Origin of the sequence: Faecalicatena orotica, assembly GCF_905197545.1 — a bacterium.
In the GTDB taxonomy this organism is placed as follows: Bacteria; Bacillota; Clostridia; order Lachnospirales; family Lachnospiraceae; genus Faecalicatena_A; species Faecalicatena_A orotica.
Genome location: NZ_CAJJZH010000015.1, coordinates 1 through 17,570, shown reverse-complemented (window position 1 = coordinate 17,570; position 17,570 = coordinate 1). Strand labels below are relative to the sequence as shown.

General features: G+C 42.8%; 16 protein-coding genes. 3 read left to right on the top strand and 13 right to left on the bottom strand.

Going from position 1 to position 17,570, the window contains the following annotated elements:
• Positions 1-7 precede the first annotated feature (7 nt).
• The 3 genes from ABIN22_RS21775 to ABIN22_RS21765 form a co-directional block, all read right to left on the bottom strand.
• Entirely contained in the window at positions 8-1,255 is a 1,248-nt protein-coding gene (locus tag ABIN22_RS21775) for an aminopeptidase P N-terminal domain-containing protein (RefSeq protein WP_118621976.1), read from the bottom strand.
• Positions 1,256-1,286: 31 nt separating this feature from the next.
• The gene (locus ABIN22_RS21770; protein ID WP_346911197.1) at positions 1,287-3,602 is read right to left on the bottom strand and encodes a beta-L-arabinofuranosidase domain-containing protein; all 2,316 of its coding nucleotides are present in this window, start codon (positions 3,600-3,602) and stop codon (positions 1,287-1,289) included.
• Positions 3,603-3,735: 133 nt separating this feature from the next.
• On the bottom strand, positions 3,736-4,347 hold the full coding sequence (locus ABIN22_RS21765) for a nucleoside recognition domain-containing protein (protein WP_109733876.1): 612 nt from the start codon (positions 4,345-4,347) through the stop codon (positions 3,736-3,738).
• A gap of 97 nt (positions 4,348-4,444) precedes the next feature.
• Here ABIN22_RS21765 and ABIN22_RS21760 point away from each other — a divergent pair, with 97 nt between their 5' ends.
• Positions 4,445-5,521, top strand: a complete 1,077-nt coding sequence (locus ABIN22_RS21760; RefSeq protein WP_346911194.1) for a GGDEF domain-containing protein — start codon at positions 4,445-4,447, stop codon at positions 5,519-5,521.
• Here ABIN22_RS21760 and ABIN22_RS21755 read toward each other — a convergent pair.
• On the bottom strand, positions 5,518-7,269 hold the full coding sequence (locus ABIN22_RS21755) for a DUF885 domain-containing protein (protein WP_109733878.1): 1,752 nt from the start codon (positions 7,267-7,269) through the stop codon (positions 5,518-5,520). The two genes, ABIN22_RS21760 and ABIN22_RS21755, sit on opposite strands and share 4 nt — an antisense overlap.
• 147 nt (positions 7,270-7,416) lie before the next feature.
• Here ABIN22_RS21755 and ABIN22_RS21750 point away from each other — a divergent pair, with 147 nt between their 5' ends.
• Positions 7,417-7,953 carry a spore maturation protein gene (locus tag ABIN22_RS21750; RefSeq protein ID WP_109733898.1) on the top strand — a complete coding sequence of 179 codons (537 nt, stop codon included), beginning with the start codon at positions 7,417-7,419 and terminating at the stop codon, positions 7,951-7,953.
• A gap of 128 nt (positions 7,954-8,081) precedes the next feature.
• Positions 8,082-8,738 (top strand): ABC transporter ATP-binding protein, encoded by a 657-nt coding sequence (locus ABIN22_RS21745; RefSeq protein WP_346911259.1) that lies wholly within the window; start codon positions 8,082-8,084, stop codon positions 8,736-8,738.
• A 661-nt stretch (positions 8,739-9,399) separates the two neighbouring features.
• On the opposite strand, the gene rsmI is transcribed toward ABIN22_RS21745, so the two are convergent.
• The 9 genes from rsmI to ABIN22_RS21700 form a co-directional block, all read right to left on the bottom strand.
• On the bottom strand, positions 9,400-10,248 hold the full coding sequence (gene rsmI, locus ABIN22_RS21740; RefSeq protein WP_346911192.1) for a 16S rRNA (cytidine(1402)-2'-O)-methyltransferase: 849 nt from the start codon (positions 10,246-10,248) through the stop codon (positions 9,400-9,402).
• A 49-nt stretch (positions 10,249-10,297) separates the two neighbouring features.
• The gene (locus ABIN22_RS21735) at positions 10,298-11,011 is read right to left on the bottom strand and encodes a tRNA1(Val) (adenine(37)-N6)-methyltransferase (protein ID WP_109733881.1); all 714 of its coding nucleotides are present in this window, start codon (positions 11,009-11,011) and stop codon (positions 10,298-10,300) included.
• A complete protein-coding gene (locus ABIN22_RS21730; protein WP_109733882.1) occupies positions 11,001-11,906 on the bottom strand; it encodes a PSP1 domain-containing protein in 906 nt (301 codons plus the stop codon). Before ABIN22_RS21730 ends, ABIN22_RS21735 begins: the two co-directional genes overlap by 11 nt.
• Positions 11,907-11,910: 4 nt before the next feature.
• A complete protein-coding gene (gene holB / locus ABIN22_RS21725; RefSeq protein WP_346911189.1) occupies positions 11,911-12,906 on the bottom strand; it encodes a DNA polymerase III subunit delta' in 996 nt (331 codons plus the stop codon).
• A gap of 175 nt (positions 12,907-13,081) precedes the next feature.
• Positions 13,082-14,044: a LysM peptidoglycan-binding domain-containing protein gene (locus ABIN22_RS21720; RefSeq protein WP_346911187.1), complete on the bottom strand. Its 963-nt coding sequence runs from the start codon at positions 14,042-14,044 to the stop codon at positions 13,082-13,084.
• A gap of 41 nt (positions 14,045-14,085) precedes the next feature.
• Positions 14,086-14,310: a holin gene (locus ABIN22_RS21715; RefSeq protein ID WP_118621988.1), complete on the bottom strand. Its 225-nt coding sequence runs from the start codon at positions 14,308-14,310 to the stop codon at positions 14,086-14,088.
• Positions 14,288-14,614 carry a hypothetical protein gene (locus tag ABIN22_RS21710; protein WP_346911185.1) on the bottom strand — a complete coding sequence of 109 codons (327 nt, stop codon included), beginning with the start codon at positions 14,612-14,614 and terminating at the stop codon, positions 14,288-14,290. Before ABIN22_RS21710 ends, ABIN22_RS21715 begins: the two co-directional genes overlap by 23 nt.
• A 38-nt stretch (positions 14,615-14,652) precedes the next feature.
• Positions 14,653-16,584 (bottom strand): DUF859 family phage minor structural protein, encoded by a 1,932-nt coding sequence (locus ABIN22_RS21705; RefSeq protein WP_346911183.1) that lies wholly within the window; start codon positions 16,582-16,584, stop codon positions 14,653-14,655.
• Positions 16,585-16,587: 3 nt separating this feature from the next.
• On the bottom strand, positions 16,588-17,570 hold a 983-nt coding region (locus ABIN22_RS21700), incomplete at its 5' end, for a hypothetical protein (protein ID WP_346911181.1).

Genomic DNA, 17,570 nt, shown 5'->3' with positions numbered 1-17,570 from the left:
TACCACACTATTTCATGATTTCTTCAATATCCTGCCATCTTCTCGGTATATTTGCGGATAAATTTACACAGCCGTCTTCTGTAACCAGACAATTATCTTCCAGCCTGAAACCAATTCCCCATTCTTCATGATAGATACCCACATCAATGCAGAATACCATGCCCGGTTCTGTCAGCCTGCCTTTTACATCAACCACGTCATGCACATCAAACCCAATATGATGTGCACCGCCATGCCACATATAAGTGTCGATGTCATCCGCATTATCCAAAACTCCTGCTTCCATTAGCTGCCGGCAGTTATAGCTTTTTATCATCTTATCAATATCCATAGCTGGAATACCTGGTTTTACCGTTCTGAACATATACTCTGAAGTATTGTATGCACACTCGTATAACAGCTTTTGTTTGTCTGAATATTTCCCATTACAGGGCCATCCGCGGGAAACATCCGTAGTCACATGGTCATAGTTGACTCCCACGTCATTTAAAACCATATCTCCATCACACACCTGCCCCATATAACTATAATAATGAATACAGAAATTGTTCTTTCCACCGGAAATAATCGAAGGAAATCCTGGCTCTAAAAGTCCATGCTGCGCTAATACAAAATCATAATATGCTTTATACTGGTATTCATACATCCCTGGTTTTGAATGTTCCATCATTGCAAGGATACCTTCTCTTGTGATTTCCTCTGCCTTCTTCAGCGCTTCAATTTCGCAAGGTTTTTTGATCGTTCTTAAGGTCTTTAAGATTGCTCTTGCACTGTCAATTTTAATGTCCGGATATGTTTCTTCAATATAAGATTGAATGCTCCGGGCCGGATATCTGACATTTCCACCAATGGTGCTTTCATCAATATCCAAATAGACAGTATCCACCTGTCTTTGCGAAAGTGTCTGCTCTAACATTGGCTGAAATGCTTCCAAAAAGGCGTAGTCTGCAACACCTGAGACTGCTTCTGCCTCTGGCATTGTCAATCTCCTTCCAGTCCATCTTTCTTTCATCTTATCTGGTGGGAGAAGAAACAAGGTTTCTTTTATGTCACCTGTTTCTGTGACCTGTCCCCAAAGAATGCTTTCCTTTTGTTCCACTCCTGTCAAATAAACAAAATTTCTGTTTGCAAAGAATGGGTAATCTTCATCATTCGTTTTTCGAAGCTCCTCCCCACTAAAAATAAGTACCATTGAGGATGGTTTCAAATTTCGGTATAATGCAGATCTGTTTTCCTTATAGAATTTTGCGTCCATGACTGCCTCCTATATTCTGACTTAAGTAATACTAATACTCCATGACGAAATATACCTGATAAGATTGTTCGTCAATTTGATAAAGTGGTATAAACGAATATCCCTGACAGTGAAAAACCAACTCTTCACCATCCCTTTTCCACAATGTTTCTAATGGTTTGTCCCCTTTCTTTACATGGATATGCTCCAGCTCATCCGTAACTGCTGCCAGTACATAAGGGCCATAAAAAAGCGTCGTTAATTCCGGAACATCTGGCGTCGTCCTAATATGCAGTCCACAGGGATACTCCAGTTCCAATCCCACAGTTCCCTGTTCAAAACAAAGATCTGACACAATATATCCCTCTTGCTCTTCTGCCACTTGTATCTCCTGGTTTACTTTTAGTTTCACTTCACCCTGACACCAGTCTGGTTTGCGAAGTTTTACTCTTTTTATTATAGGCCTCGCAGATTCCTTTGACAAGCGGGAAATCTCCAATACAATCTTTTCCGGATGATTACTTTCACCGTACTGTACAATTTCATATCCACCCTTTTCCCATAAGATTTTAGATGGAATAAACTGATTGATATAAAGGGTCTCATCCCCATAAAAATAAGCACTGTCTAAATATTTAGAATGACTTTCCATTCCGGTTCCATGACAGCAGGAATTTTCAAAAAGGAACTCCCTTTTCGCCCCGGCCTTTAACGGGAAAAAATAGGTACTTTCACCTGTTTTTTTCTTGTCCAGACCCGGCACGATATGATTGAGCACCGTTCGTTCATAGTAATCCATATAATCTGCCCTTGGTTCATATTCATAGAGCATTTTCGTCAGTTTCAGCATATTATAGGAGGCACAGCTTTCTGCCGTACTGTCTGTAAGCAATCCCCCAATCCGGTTTCTGGCATGAAACATCTCTGCTTCCCCAACGCCACCAATGGAATACGAATGGAAACGTGTTACAACGTCCCAAAAGAATGCAGCCCTTTCATAATCAGGGGCCTCTTTCGTCGCATCAAAACGCTTCAGCATTCCAATGATTTGCGGAATGTGTTGGTTGGCGTGTATACCACTTAAGGCATCGATATGATTTTCTAATGGCAGTAACAGCTTTTCATTATCAAACAGACGTGCTGTTTCTATATATTCTGTTTTCCCTGTATATTCGTATAGCCAGATCAGGCTTTCATTAATTCCCCCAAACTCTCCTGCTATATAAATGCTCCACATCTTTTCCAGTTGTTCCGGGTGTAGTTTTTTTAATCGCGCTGTAATCCAGTCTCCTAATCCTTCTGCCACCTTCAGTGCGGTTTCGTTCCGGGTAAAACGATAGCTGTCTATGAGTCCTGCTAAAATTTTGTGCATGGTATAATAAGGCGCCCAGATTTTGGGATATGTAACATATTGCTCCAATAAATCAAACTGTTCCTGAGAATATGCACTTAAAAATCCTTTCTGGTATCCTTCTAACCGGCCAAAAGCTTCCTGACATTTTTGCAGTTCCTCTACCAGATAGTCTGCTTTTTCCTTAAAACACTCTTCACCTGTACTATGGTAAGCCAGTGCCAATGCAGTCAAAAAATGCCCTGTCGTATGCCCTCTTAACAAACCCTCTGGAGAATCCCATCCCCTCATTGGTTTTGCCTGTCTGACAGGAAGTCCTGCTGCCTCCCGGAAACTATAGAGAAACTGGTCTAAATCTTGCTTTTTTAAATACGCATGCATGTTCTGTTGTGCCTCATAATAAGGCGAACCTTCCAATAGTATCAGATTCCCTGCATCTTCTGTATCACTGATACTGATGGCCTTCTTTTCTTTATTGCAAATGTCTGCCTTGGATTCCTCAAGAACCTGAACTTCCAGTGTAACAGCTTCTTTCGTGTCCTTAACTTTTCCAGAAAAAAAGTATGTACCACCATACTCAAATAAATGCATCCGGTTCTCATCCCATTGGACTTCTTTTACAATCGTGTCTCCATCCTCCGTATCCACCACAGTGTACGCTGGAAGCATATATTCCTTTCCTTTGTTCACCTTTACTTTCAATGGATATACCTTTTGAATGGTGTCTTTCTTCACTTCTTCCAATACTGTAATATCATAGACTTGTGTTTTGCAGACCTCCCCATATGTAAATGTTGCCGTTAATTCAATTTTCCGGTTCCCCATTCCATATGCAGGTCTTCTTACGGTTCCATCCGGCTGCAAAATACCTTCATGAGAAGATTCCCATGTAATGACGCTCCCATTCTTCCCCTTAGTTGGAAGATCGAGGTTAAATTCTACGGTATTCAAATTTCCCAGATAAATGGCATGAATGTCTTCTTCAATCACATTTTGTTTTTCTGTCGTTGTCATCATGATAATCTATTCCTTTTGTTTAAGCGCGTGTCCGATTTTTCTTCATCATAACACATTACTTAGCATCAAACCAGAGTGTGTTTGATAAATCATGTATACGGATAATGTCCCGCTTAGAGTTCGGAGGACCCTTTCAGGCCCTCCGCCTTTTCGCCTTCATCTTGCAATAGACCATAGCCACCATCGTGCTCGCCGCCGTCGCCAGTATCCCCGCGCCGACGATCCCCGCCGGGTTCACAGATCCGTACTGACTCCTATAAGCTATCACATTCACTGGTATCAATTGCAGCGATGAGATATTCATGATTAGAAACGTGCACATCTCATCCGAAGCCACTCCCGGTTTTACTGTATTAATCCCCTTCTGCCGCCTCTCCTTTTCGAGTTCTGCAAGTGCACTCATGCCCTGCAGCCCGGCCGGTGTCGCCGCCCAGCCCAGCCCAAGGAAATTGGCAATAAAGTTTGTTGTTATATACTCATTCGCCTTATGTCCTTCTGGTATATCCGGAAACAGAAACCGGATCAGCGGTCTCATTTTTTTCGATGCCATTTCTATAATTCCCGCTCTTGTCGCGATCTCCATCATCCCTACCCAGAATGACATAACACCCATCATAGTAATACACAATGTTACAGCCTCTTTCGCAGAATCCAGAGCGGCATTGGTGATATCCGGCATTTTGCCGTTAAAAGCGCCGAATACGACTCCTATTATGATCATGGCTGCCCACAAATAATTCAGCATTTCTTCCTCCTTTGATTTTTTTAAGATTAATGTAATATTTCTGTGATTTTTATGTTACAATAGACTCAAAATAACTTCATGATTCGAGGTACCTGTTATGATTCCATATAGTAATTTTTATGTTGAAAATTATCATACATATTATGAAGACATTGCTGATAAAAATTTAAAGTCCCTGCGTCTTATATCCATGCTGGGGACAATTGCAGGAATTCCTCTGATTGTTATTTCACTGGTAATTGAAGAATTTCTAACCGCTACGGGAGCATACATTACGCTATTTCTTGCATCCTTAATTTTGAATATACTTACTAAAACATTTCTAAAGAAACATATACATGCCATTCCTATTGCTTTTTATATCACATATTCGGTCATTATGTCTGCCGCAGTTTATCTCGGCACTATAGCACAGCCTGATATGAACGCTGTCACATTTATTGTGTTTTTGGTCGTTCTGCCTCTATTTATGATCGATCTTCCGTCACGAATGTGTTTCTTTATGAGTGTGTTTTCCCTTATATTCTGTATTATGACGAGATACTTTAAAGTTCCGTATGTTGCATCTTACGATATCATTAATACCGTTATATTTTTCCTGATCAGTATCCTGACTTCTCATCAGTCTAACTACCTGAATATGAAGCAGGTTATGTCCAATAATATTCTGGCAATCCAGAGAGATACAGACAAGATGACCGGTCTGTGGAACCGTGGTTTCTGTGAAAGAAAGATCACGGCATTTACTGCACAGAATGGTTCGAAAGGTGCCCTCCTTGTCATTGATATTGATAATTTTAAGCTGGTCAATGATTCCAAAGGGCATGACTGTGGTGACCGGGTGCTCAAGGAGATTGCATCTGCACTGAAGCATTCCTTTCGTTCAACGGATATTATCGGACGGCTCGGCGGGGATGAGTTTATCGTCTTTCTTCCTGACTGCATTGATCCGGAGATCATCCGGCAGCGCATTTCCAGATTTCTTGAAGATGTCGGTAATATCAATGACTCTGCCGGAGAAGAAATTCCGCATATAAGCGCAAGCGTCGGAGTCGCCTTTTTCCCGGAGGACGGCAGTTCTTTTAAGGAACTGTTCAAGCACGGTGATGAAGCTCTTTATTTATCTAAGCAAAACGGAAAGAACCAGTATGCGTTCTACCATATTTTACATTAATGGTTCGTCAGTTTCCCCATATATTCTTCCACGAGTGTAAATGGTGCAGGCCCGACAGAGAGCACCGCCTCGTGGAATTCTTTTTGTGAAAAATCATTGCCCTTTTGTTTTGCCCATTCCTTCTTCAATTCCAGAAATTCCACATATCCGATATAGTATTTTAGATAGTTTCCCGGTGAGCCGATGATCAGTTCATAAATCCGTTCAATCACTTTACTGTCTTTGATTCCATAGTTTTTAAAAAAGGCAATGGTGTCAATCTTACTCCATCCTTCATAATGGATTCCCATATCGGCAAGTGCATATAATCCGAGAATAATCGAACTGTTTTTCTGCAGCAGTGTGGCCTGCTCCTTACTCAGCGAAGAAAGATAATAACTGCACATCTCTGCATAGGTTGCCCATCCCTCTACATATCCGCCAAAGTTGAAGATACTCCTTAATGGGTCCGGGTCTGTTCCTGCATAGTAAACAGTCTGGTACAGGTGTCCCGGGTACCCCTCGTGGGCAAGAGTTGTATATAATGTAAGGTTATTACTCATCTGTGACTGATTGACATAAATCACATTTTCTTTCGTGTTATCGATTGCCGGTATCATATAGAAAGCCGGGCTTAAATGTTCTTCCATTGCTTTCGGGACATATTTTACCTGAGTCACAGTCTCAGGAGGCTCCGGGAATGACTTCCCTGTCTTCGATTCCAGTTCATTCAGAATCGTAACCGGGTTGTTATCCTCCATAGCAGCCGTTTCTTTCGCTTCATTCCCTGCAATCTGGAGAACTTCTTCCATAGCCTCCAGATCTGATATGATCTGCCGTCTTGTCAGATCTTCCAGCTCCGGTACTGTCCTGCCCGACCCGGTCGCTTCTTCCACAATCTGCTCATAATAGTTTTTTCCATCAGGCAGGTGGCAGAGTCCCTCTTCATTTTTTCCGGTTCCCTTAAGGCTCTGCACTGCCGAAACCAGTCGGCTGTATGCCGGCAGGACATAGCTCTGAAGCATCTGGGCATTTTTCTTAATATAACTGCTCTGCTGTGCACTTGAAATATTCAGTTCCTTGAGGCGGTCCACAAAAGTAGAAATCAGATAATTACTCTCCCCCATTTCCATAAAGGCTGTGCACTGGGCAATAACCGTGTCAGCCGCATAATCCGCCATAAACAATCCGGCTTTTGATTTTTCCTTCTCAAATGCAATCAGAGAATCGAAATAATCGGGAGTGGTCTGCATGAGTTCCAGATATGTATCAATATCTTCCTCACTGTAGAACTGATATTCCGACAGCAGTACCGGAAGCTGCGTCTGGATTCCGCTGACCAGTCCCAGAGGCTCCTCATATAAAAGATAATTTGCATTTTTCTGGGCCATTTGTAGATAATAATCCAGAACATCATAAGTCAGTTGGTTTTCCACAGACAGGCTGTCATAAGAAAACTGGTTCAAAGCAGCTTTCAGGTTCTCGTAAGAAGCCGCAGCAGCTTTTGAATCTGCCGAAAAGCTTCCGAATGTTACCGGGGCCTCCCTGATCCCGTACTTTTCCGGGTCCTTCAGGGAATAATGGAGGCTGATCGAATTCGAGGAAACCTCCTGGCAGAATACTTCATTTGTAAATGACTGGAATGTTTTATTCTGATTGGCGCCGGACTTCTGGCTGCACCCCGTGAACAGCAATGTACCTGCTATGCTGATAGTAAGACAAACGGCAAGAAGCCGCTTCTTTATATGTCTGGGAAATAGAGATGGCATAAGAACTCCCCTGATATCTTTGCTTTATTTTATGAAAAAAAGAAAGACGATATGCTAAACGAAGTCATTTCCTGTATTTTCTATACATTGATTTTCAGAAAAAGGCATATAAATAAAGCAATAGTAAATAACCGGCCGAGGTATTTCATGCAGTTTTTTCTTTATATCACAGACTTTATCGTTCCCTTTATCATACTCGCCATCGTCACCTATGGAGTCCTGATGAAAACGAACGTATACGATAATTTCATCAAAGGAGCCAAAAGCGGGTTCTTCACAGTCATAAAGATCATGCCCACCCTGATCGGCCTCATGGTCGCCGTCGGCATCCTGCGCGCCTCCGGTTTCCTCGACTTCCTCTCCTCCCTGATCGGCCATTTTACCGCGTACATAGGCTTCCCCGGAGAGCTCGTCCCCCTTACCATTGTAAAAATGTTCTCCTCCTCCGCGGCAACAGGGCTGCTTCTCGACATCTTTAAAGAATACGGCACCGACTCCCGCCTTGGACTCATCGCCTCCATCTCAATGGCATGCACAGAAACCATATTTTACACCATGAGCGTATACTTCATGACCGCCAAAATAAAAAAATCACGCTACACCCTGCCCGGTGCACTGCTCGCAACCTTCGCAGGACTCGTCGCAAGTGTGCTCCTCGCGGGGATGATGTTCAAAGGGGTCTGACCCTTTTGAGCTCCGTTTTTCGAATTTTCAGATACAATTCAGAAAATGAACTGCAAAAGGGTCTGACCCCTTTGCATTGCCATATGGGATGTGCTAAAATTGTGTTAAGAAAAAGCGGAGGTGTTTCTATGGCCAGTGTGACTTTGAAGAATTTAAATAAAACTTATCCCAACGGATTTATTTCCGTTAAAAATGTTTCTCTTGAAATTGGAGATGGTGAATTTGTAACATTCCACGGTCCAAGCGGCTGTGGTAAATCTACGATACTCCGCATGATAGGCGGACTGGAGGATATCACTACCGGGGAAATTTATCTGGGAAAGGAACTGCTTAATGACATCCTCCCCAGAGACAGGAGCCTTGCAATGGCTTTTCAGAATTATGTACTGTATTCTCATTTTAACGTTTACGATAACATGGCATTGGGGCTCAGACTGCGCAACCTCCCCCGCGGAGTCATTGATACCCGCGTTAAAATAGCTGCCGATTTCTTCGGTATTTCGGGCATCATTGACAAGAAAATCCGGTCTATTTCTGAATCGGAAAAACAAAAAGTTGCCCTGGGACGGGCTATTGTATGCCATCCAAAAGTCTTGCTTGTTGATGAGGATTTCGCAAGGCAGAATGAACAGCGCCGTCAGGAAATGATCGCAGATATCAAGAAAATCAATAAAGATTTGGGGATAACCGTGCTCTATGTGACAAATAATTATGATGAAGCAATTACACTCGGAACAAAAATTGTTTTTATGAAAGAAGGGGAAATTACAGAAGTACGTCAGTAAAATAGTTTTTTTAAAGCTGCCGTATATTAAATTTTTTATACAGAATATTGGTACTATCTGATCTGCATTGTATCATGTCCTGTTGAGAGTTTATTGTATGCGGCAGCTGTTTTTATGTACTTTTATTTTTGTAGATTTGCATTTAAGTGGCTATTTAAAAAAATATCTATGCTTTCATTCAAATATTTTTCTTTAAATGAAAAGACGTATTGCAGCTTATGCAATACGCCCTAACATGAGTTCAATCCAAGTCCTATATTATAATTCCGGATTCTTAAATGTCTTTCCTGTCTGAACATGATGTCTCTCCCCGCTGCCTTACATGATACTGATCTCTGATGTCAAAACTGTTGCCTTATCTGATGCCTGTCCCAGATGTCCTGCCTGTTGTCATATCCTTGATGTCTGTCCCAGATGTCCTGCCTGTTGTCTATCCTCGATGTCTTACCTGATGTCATATTCCTGAGATCTTACCTGACGTCAGCACTGATGTCATATCCGAAATTTTGCAAAAAGGTGCCGCGATATCCGCGACACCGTTGTCAGCTTGGTTCACTTTGAACTTGGTTTTTATTTTATACTCACTCGTTCAAAACGTCAATGTGATATTTTTCTAAAATAATCTTAGAATATCAACAAATTTTTAACAATCTTACTAATTTTATTCCACCCTGCCTTCGAGGTAATTATAAATTTCCCTCTTCTGCACACCACGGTCTTTTGCCACCTTTTTCATGGCATCTTTTTTACTGAGGCCTTGTGACAGATATACATCCATGTGTTCTTGAACGCTCATCTCTTCCCACTTTTCACGCTCTTCCCGCACGGCATCTTCTCGATTCCTGCCCTCAATAACAAGCACACATTCCCCCTTAGGTTCATTATTTTCATAATAAACCGCTGCCTCTTCAAGGGTCGTTGCAAATGCCGTTTCATGACGCTTCGTCAGCTCCCTGCACACAGTTACCCTCCGGTTTCCTAAATGCTCCAGAAGCAGCTTCAGAGTCTTCACAAGCCTGTGAGGAGCTTCATACAAGATCATCGTCCTGAATTCTCTCTCCAGCTCCTCCAACACCCAGGCCCGCTCCTTCTTTTCCGTCGGAAGGAATGCTTCAAATGCAAATCTCCGAGTGGATAAGCCGGATAAAGTGAGCGCCGTAATGCAGGCCGCCGCACCGGGAAGTGATGTCACTGGAATTCCTGCCTCATAACACATCTTAACCAGTTCCTCCCCCGGATCAGATATCCCGGGCGTCCCGGCGTCAGTTATCAAAGCAATATCCATCCCATCCTGCAGCTTTTCCACAAGCTTTTTTCCCTTATCAAACTTGTTATACTCATGATAACTCGTCATAGGCGTCTGGATTTCAAAATGATTCAGCAGCTTAATACTGTTGCGGGTATCCTCCGCAGCTATCAAATCCACCTCTTTCAGCGTGCGTATCACACGGAACGTCATATCCTCAAGATTTCCGATGGGAGTCGCACATAAGTATAAAGTTCCTGACATAAACCCTCCTTAGAGGACGTAATCTTTTTCAGGTTTACTACGTCCCAAATTAACTTTTGCCCTGTACCTTTTTGTACATGATTACCGGCGGTTCTACTGTCACCCGGGATTTACCGCCTTTTATCCCCTCTATCATCACCATTGTTGGTTCTTTATCCACATAAGGGTGAATAAACTGCAGCCGTTTTGGTTCTATTTTATACTGATTCATCTTCACCATGATCTCTGCAAGCCGGAATGGCTTATGTATCATGTAAAATCTGCCCTTACTTTCCCGCAGCATTTTCCCGCTCTCTCGCAAAATATCATCGAGTGTACATAAAATTTCATGCCGGGCTATTGCTTTTGCATCCTGTGGGTTTTTAAGTCCGTGCTGATCCAGCATATATGGTGGATTTGTTACGATTACATCAAAAAAGGCCGGCCCCAGTATCTCAGCCGCCTCTTTTATATCTCCTGTTACGATATCGATCTTATCTTCAAGCCGGTTGTGAATCACACTCCGCCTTGCCATGTCTGCGCTCTCAGCCTGTATCTCCAGCCCTGTAAAATGGCTGCCGGATGTCTTGGCCGCCATCAGGATTGGCAGGATACCAGTCCCGGTTCCTAAATCTAGCACAGTCTCATCCTTTTTTACTCTGATAAAATCAGAAAGCAGCACTGCATCAATCCCGAAACAAAAACGTTCCGGGTTCTGGATGATCTCGTACCCGTCCAGCTGCAGGTCATCGAGCCGCTCCCCGGGATATAATTTAGTTGTCATCTAATTTCGATGCTCCTTCACCTTTCTCAAGTTCTGCAAGCTTCTTCATCTCTTCCCTGGATACTTTGGCCTTCCTGCGCCTTGGCTTGAATTTCAGTTCCTCCGCTTTATATTCCCGGATCTCCTTCTCATCATTCTCCAAAGTTACAATTACCTTGACCAGCTTTCTTAACACGCTCAGTGAATGTACGGTTCCGGTAAGCCCCTCAGCTGTTGTGACGGTATCTCCAAGGGACGGGAGCTGACTGTTAAGCTCCTCGTAAGTCTCTTCCTCATTCGTCAGACAGCACATCAGGCGCCCGCATACACCGGAAATCTTCGTCGGATTCAAGGACAGGTTCTGTTCCTTCGCCATCTTAATCGAAACTGCTGCAAATTCGGAAAGATAGGTGTTACAGCAAAGGGGCCTTCCGCAGATGCCGATTCCCCCGCGGATCTTAGTCTCATCCCTCACACCAATCTGCCTCAGTTCAATCCTTGTACGGAAAACCGCTGCCAAATCCTTTACCAGTTCTCTGAAATCGATTCTTCCGTCAGCCGTAAAATAAAACAATACCTTATTATTATCAAATGTATATTCTGCATCTATCAGCTTCATCTCAAGCCCATGCTTACGGATTTTCTCGAGGCAGATCTTGAAAGCCTCTTTTTCTTTTTCCCGGTTCTTCTCCTCCACTTTGCTGTCCTGTTCAGTAGCTACTCTGATCACAGACTTCAGCGGCTGAACCACCTCTTCATCCTTTACTTCCTTAGGCCCTGCAACGACACGTCCAAACTCAACGCCGCGCGCAGTCTCTACGATTACATTATCACCCTGCCTGATGTCGAACTTCCCCGGCGCAAAGAAATAAATCTTCCCGGCCGTACGGAATCTCACACCTATTACTTTAGTCATCCTATTAGTTCTCCTTTATTGTCAGTAAAAGCAATTCCATCGTCAGCTCAAAGTTTACATTTGCCTTAAGCCTTGACTTTGCTTTCTCAAGTGCATCTAAAATAATCTCAATCCCTTCATAGGAACTCTTATTTGCACGATCCTTGATATACTTCAGCTGGTCTGAAAAAACCACCCTGTCCACATTGCGTGTTGCCTTATAGATCAGCACGTCACGGTACCATATCGCGATCACATCCAGATAATCCGAAATCTCCAGCTTGTAGGACATACATCTCTTCACGGCATCGATCAGTTCATTCAGATCCATCTCGTTAATATTTCGCAGCAGATGAACTGCCTCTTCCTTGATCTCATTAAAATGTTCGGACGTAGCAAGCATAATGGCTTTGCCCATATTACCCTGCGCAAATGCCACACAAACATCCGCCTTATAATCTGGTATCTCCATCTGCTCCATCAGATACTTCTTCACAAGCTGGTCCTTAATGTTACGCAGCTTAAGCATTACACATCTGGACCGTATCGTCGGCAGCAATATCTCAGCATTCTCCGTCAGCAGCATGATCACGGCATACTCCGGCGGTTCCTCAATTGTCTTCAGGAGCGCATTCTGGGCCTGAACAGTCATCATATCCGCATCGGCAATGATATATATCTTGTATCTGCTGCTGTAAGGCTTGATCACAATATCATTATTCACCTGTTCCCGGATATCATCAATACTGATGGTACTCGGCTTCTCGTGTGTCACCTTGATAATGTCAGGCTGGTTATTATTAACCGTCTGCTTACAGGACTGGCACTTGCCGCACGCATCCCCGTCTTCTTCCCTGTCCTGACACTGCAGGCTCATAGCAAACAGGCTGGCAAGCAGTTTCTTGCCGGACCCCTTTTCCCCATTTAGGATATATGCATGGGAAACCTTGTCCGTCTTCACTGCATTCCCTATATATTGTATAATATTCTTATGTCCCACTACATCTTTAAATCCGCTCATAAAATCACCTGCTGCCTCTTCTATTTTCCCTTTGTAAGTTACTTTTCGTATATTGTACTACAGGTATCTTACAAAGTTGTGAACTACTCATTAAGTATATCATAATTTTTCGTGAAGATATAGTCCATAAATGCGGGTTTTCTTTGATATTTTCTTACTGCCCGGAGATGGATATTCAACTGATTCTTATAATCTGTCCCGGAAAAATCAGATCCGGATTGCTGATACCATTAATCTGGGAGAGTCGCTGATAGCTTGTACCATACTTGGATGCAATGCCTGACAATGTGTCACCATTTTGAACAGTGTATGACTTTGATGAAGCCACCACACCGTTTATTTTAAGAATCTGGCCCGGGTAAATTAAATCTGGATTGGCTATGTTATTGATCTTTGCAAGCTGCTGATACGTCGTTCCATATCTCGCCGCAATCTGGCTCAATGTTTCACCTCGTTGTACAGTATGCGTCCTTTCTTCAGTACCTGTCCCATTTTGCGGTTTAAATTCTGGTTTCCCATCCGGTTTGGTGCCGTGCTGCTGGGTCTTTAGTCCTCCACTAATTTCATTTGGAAAATCCCTGTAGCACTCATTCATATCTGTGTTTCCACTAATTCCTGCTACCCGTCCGGTACTGCTGTACTGCCACATATCTTTATCCTTGCCGGTATAATCACAAGTACTGTTATACTGCGCAATCCACTTGGTAAACCGGTCCAGCCCGGGCAGATAGTGATTCCACCAGTTCAAATTTGCGTAAATACCACACCAGTATCCGGCTGACTCTATCATATCCCCAAACCGTTTCGCACGCTCCACCGCCCCTGCCTGTGTCCCCGGCTCCTCCAGATCCAGATAAACAGGATATGACAGCTTGTACCCCTTTATCAGTCTCAGCACATGTTGTGCCTCACTTTCCGCCTGTGCCATGCTGACTGCATAACTGTACAAATATGCCCCAAACGGTATGCCCAGCCTTGTGCATTCATCCGCGTTGCGTTTCCAGTATTTATCATCCTGAGATTCCATATTATCTCCGTATCCACACTGGATAATTACACCATCTATACCTGCACTTTTTACCTGCTCCCAGTTAATCTCTCCCTGCGCATAACTTACATCAATTACTAATCTTTTCATATATACGTCCTTTCCATCTGATATCTTCTAAATAGAAGAAACTACAAGGCCTCTTCCTCAGTCCCGGTGTTTAATTCCGGTAATCCGGCAAGAGATGTCAATACTGACGCAACACCCGCTAATGCGGCTGTCCCGATTACCGTTAACCAATCTACCTGTACAATTGTAACTGCTGCCGGAAGCATGGCAGCTGCAGTCTGGGCCATTGTCTTTACTGCCCGCACAGCTGCTTTCTTCATCCATTCAATCCAATTTCTGTTTTTCATTATTATTCATCTTCTTTCTTATATGTAATTCCTGTATTTCGTCATACATTTTAGTAATCATTCCATTGCCGCCTAATTCATGGTAGGCCATATACATGTCACAGAAGTTCTGGTATGCATAAGATGGTATATAGCCAATGTCCATGTACTTATCATGGTATTCCATCATCTGTACACGCAGGAGGAGCATTGTCCCCCTGCTGTTTGCGTCACGTTCCTTCTTTTGTCTTTTAAGAAGCCAGACAATGTAGCCCAACAGAAATGGCAGAGAGATTGTATATGTCCGCATTATTATTTCACTCAATCAATGTTCCCCCTCCTAGTTCAATTTTTTATATACTTTTATATAAATATTTCTATTACTTCATTAACAAATATTTTAAGAGATGTATTACCACTATACTTTGATTGAAATTTTATTTGAGAACCATTATGCTGAAAATCTATGTTGTAAATTATCGTCTGATAATTGAATACTGGAACATTTATGTGGCCTCCATTTGGTATCACAGCTGAAAAAAAACCAGTAGCAATATTGTTACAGTATCCTTTTATAATATACAGGAGTGCTCCTGAATCAACCGGATATGTGGCAACCGAGGAGTTATTGGCAACAACATTTACTAATGATGACAAACTTTTTGACTTCTTGGCTGCTATTTTGTTATCGAGCACATACCCCTGATAAGCCGACAAAGCCTGCCCTGTTGTATATAATGGTGAAGTGAGTGCATTAATAAGTTTGACGTGCCCATAGCTTTCCGTAGTCCCTACCCCATAACCTGTTCCAGTACTCGCATGGCTGGTCTGTGCTTTTCCAGTAATATCTATATTAAGTTGCGAAATCTTATCAAAAAGATTGTATTCACTCCCATTCCCATGAATAATAACAGACTTAAAAAATTCTGCAATCATCCCCACCTCAAAAGCATCCTTTTCACTTACCTTTCCTACTGCGGCACCCTTACCAGTACTTCGAAAATCCATCAATGTAAACCCGCTACTGATATCTACAATAGCCTCTGACGTCGTGAAATAATCTGTGACCCTCAGCCTCAGCGTATATGATGAATCTATACTCAGCACATTATCAGCCACATAAGTGCTGTTATAGGAATACACACTTCCTTTTAGCAAAGATACCCATGTTGTTTCACCATTTTTCTGCAGGTCCACTGCATAGCTTTTCGTATTCTTATTCCCAACAGCCGAGACATTAAAATTCATTGAGATACTCAAGGAAGTCCCCTGATCGTCAAAAACTCCGGCTGTGGTAGATCTGACAGCGGTAAATGACGCAATTGCCGGATTTGCATACGCCACTACATTTACTGTCTGTGTTTTCACGGCAGTATGCCCCCTGCTATCTGTTACTGTAACCTTTACAGGGAGACTTCCCGGAGAAGTAATATAACCTGTGACGACACTGCTGCCTGAAAATGAAGAGCCCGCAACTTCCGTTTTATATGATACGATTGTACTTCCCTGTATACCGCTTGCGGATATGGCAATATTAAGCCTGCTCTTATTCTGCACATAAGCGCCAAATTGGGCATTTATTCCGGTTGCTGCCTCTGTAATCCCTATGCTGCTGATAGATGGAACCATACTGGCAGGCACAGTCGCTGTAAAATTAATATATTTTGTTCCCACAAGTGTTGAACCATTATATGTGCTGCATGTAATCTGGCCCGTTCCACTGGCAGCATTCGGTATTTGTGCTGCCAGTGAATTGGGCAGTGTCCAGCTTGCTGATCCGCCGGCACCAGTCGCAATTGTTCCTGCTGCGCTGCCAAAGCTGTATGTTAAAGTGTGTGTAAATGCACTACTGGCCCTTGGCAGATTTATCGTAATTGCACTTCCTATCGCCTGACTTGCTGGTGAAAGTGACGGCACAGTCGCTCTCGGTATCGTACTTAGTGTTGCCTTCCCAGAAGCTGAAAGAGTTCCCGGTGACACGCCATCTCCAAAATATATAGTACCTGACAGGTTAATTGATTTTGTACCATCTGCATTATGCGTTACCGTAAAGCTTCTTCGTGCAACCTCTTTCCATTGGTTCTGAGGAATTGTCCAGTTAAATGTAAAATTCACATTTCCCGTTGACAGTGAATCTACCTTGATAATCCAATACGCATTTCCGTCTAAATTGTACCCATAATATTGATAGTCTGTCCGTCTAAAATCCAGCGCAACTGTGACATAACTTGTATTATTAGCAACATTTACATTTGTCTCGCTGATTAACCGTATCCTTGTTTCATAATTTGCCATGTTTTACCTCACTTTTCCAAATGACAGATTCCCATTCGTGCGTGGTGTGAATGCAAAATTCCCAAGTACCAGCGACGAAAGAATTTCTGCATCGTTGATATACATACGACGGTTACTGATGTATGCAACTTCATTTCCATTTTCCAGAAATGATATCCTGTCATTAATCATCTTCAACGTCAGCGGATTACCTTCCACCCCGATAATAATAGCTCCGTCAATAAACCGTATATATTTTTTTATCTCGTTGAATTCAGAATCTGTACCAGTAGACAGTTCATTTAAATTTTCAGTAAGCTGATTGAAATCAAATACAAAGGAATCTTTAGTCTGTTCAAATTTTGTATTTACCTCTCCTATCAGGCTGTCAACATCCTCCTTGAGATAAGTTTTCTCGCCGACCTCAGACAGAACTTTATCAGATGCCTTGTCAATTTCAGCATATGCACTCTGATAGATTGTCTCGATTGCACTTGACTGATCATTCACAATCTCCCATGCCCCTGCCGAATTATTATAATGTTTCATCAAGGGAGGTTCAATGGATGTATCACACCATAATTTTGTCTTATCTTCCGGCTCTGTAGAACTGATAACAGCGGCATCCTCTCCCCTTATTTTTGACCAGGAGTATTTCGCAGGATCTGTACTGTCTGCCACTATGAAGTCCGTGTACTGCCCGATATACAGCTTATTGGCACTGTCCGACACAGAAAAGCCACTCTTACCATCCGCACTGTTGGCATATGCTATATGAAGATAAGGCGTCTTACCATCTGCACCGGCCTTTCCGGGTGTCCCCTGAGCTCCATCCGCACCTTTAATCTTACTCCACGAATAGGCTTCAGGATTTGTGCTGTCTGTCACCACATTATCAACATACATTCCAATGTAAGTACGGTTACTGTCTGACACGGAAAAATCAGTCTTTCCATCCGCACTGTTGGCATATGCTATATGTGTATAGCTGCTCTTACCGTCTGCAC

Coding starts and splice junctions, on each gene's coding strand:
- ABIN22_RS21775 (WP_118621976.1), bottom strand. CDS start 1,255: ATGGACGCAAAATTCTATAAGGAAAACAGATCTGCATTATACCGAAAT.
- ABIN22_RS21770 (WP_346911197.1), bottom strand. CDS start 3,602: ATGATGACAACGACAGAAAAACAAAATGTGATTGAAGAAGACATTCAT.
- ABIN22_RS21765 (WP_109733876.1), bottom strand. CDS start 4,347: ATGCTGAATTATTTGTGGGCAGCCATGATCATAATAGGAGTCGTATTC.
- ABIN22_RS21760 (WP_346911194.1), top strand. CDS start 4,445: ATGATTCCATATAGTAATTTTTATGTTGAAAATTATCATACATATTAT.
- ABIN22_RS21755 (WP_109733878.1), bottom strand. CDS start 7,269: ATGCCATCTCTATTTCCCAGACATATAAAGAAGCGGCTTCTTGCCGTT.
- ABIN22_RS21750 (WP_109733898.1), top strand. CDS start 7,417: ATGCAGTTTTTTCTTTATATCACAGACTTTATCGTTCCCTTTATCATA.
- ABIN22_RS21745 (WP_346911259.1), top strand. CDS start 8,082: ATGGCCAGTGTGACTTTGAAGAATTTAAATAAAACTTATCCCAACGGA.
- rsmI (WP_346911192.1), bottom strand. CDS start 10,248: ATGTCAGGAACTTTATACTTATGTGCGACTCCCATCGGAAATCTTGAG.
- ABIN22_RS21735 (WP_109733881.1), bottom strand. CDS start 11,011: ATGACAACTAAATTATATCCCGGGGAGCGGCTCGATGACCTGCAGCTG.
- ABIN22_RS21730 (WP_109733882.1), bottom strand. CDS start 11,906: ATGACTAAAGTAATAGGTGTGAGATTCCGTACGGCCGGGAAGATTTAT.
- holB (WP_346911189.1), bottom strand. CDS start 12,906: ATGAGCGGATTTAAAGATGTAGTGGGACATAAGAATATTATACAATAT.
- ABIN22_RS21720 (WP_346911187.1), bottom strand. CDS start 14,044: ATGAAAAGATTAGTAATTGATGTAAGTTATGCGCAGGGAGAGATTAAC.
- ABIN22_RS21715 (WP_118621988.1), bottom strand. CDS start 14,310: ATGAAAAACAGAAATTGGATTGAATGGATGAAGAAAGCAGCTGTGCGG.
- ABIN22_RS21705 (WP_346911183.1), bottom strand. CDS start 16,584: ATGGCAAATTATGAAACAAGGATACGGTTAATCAGCGAGACAAATGTA.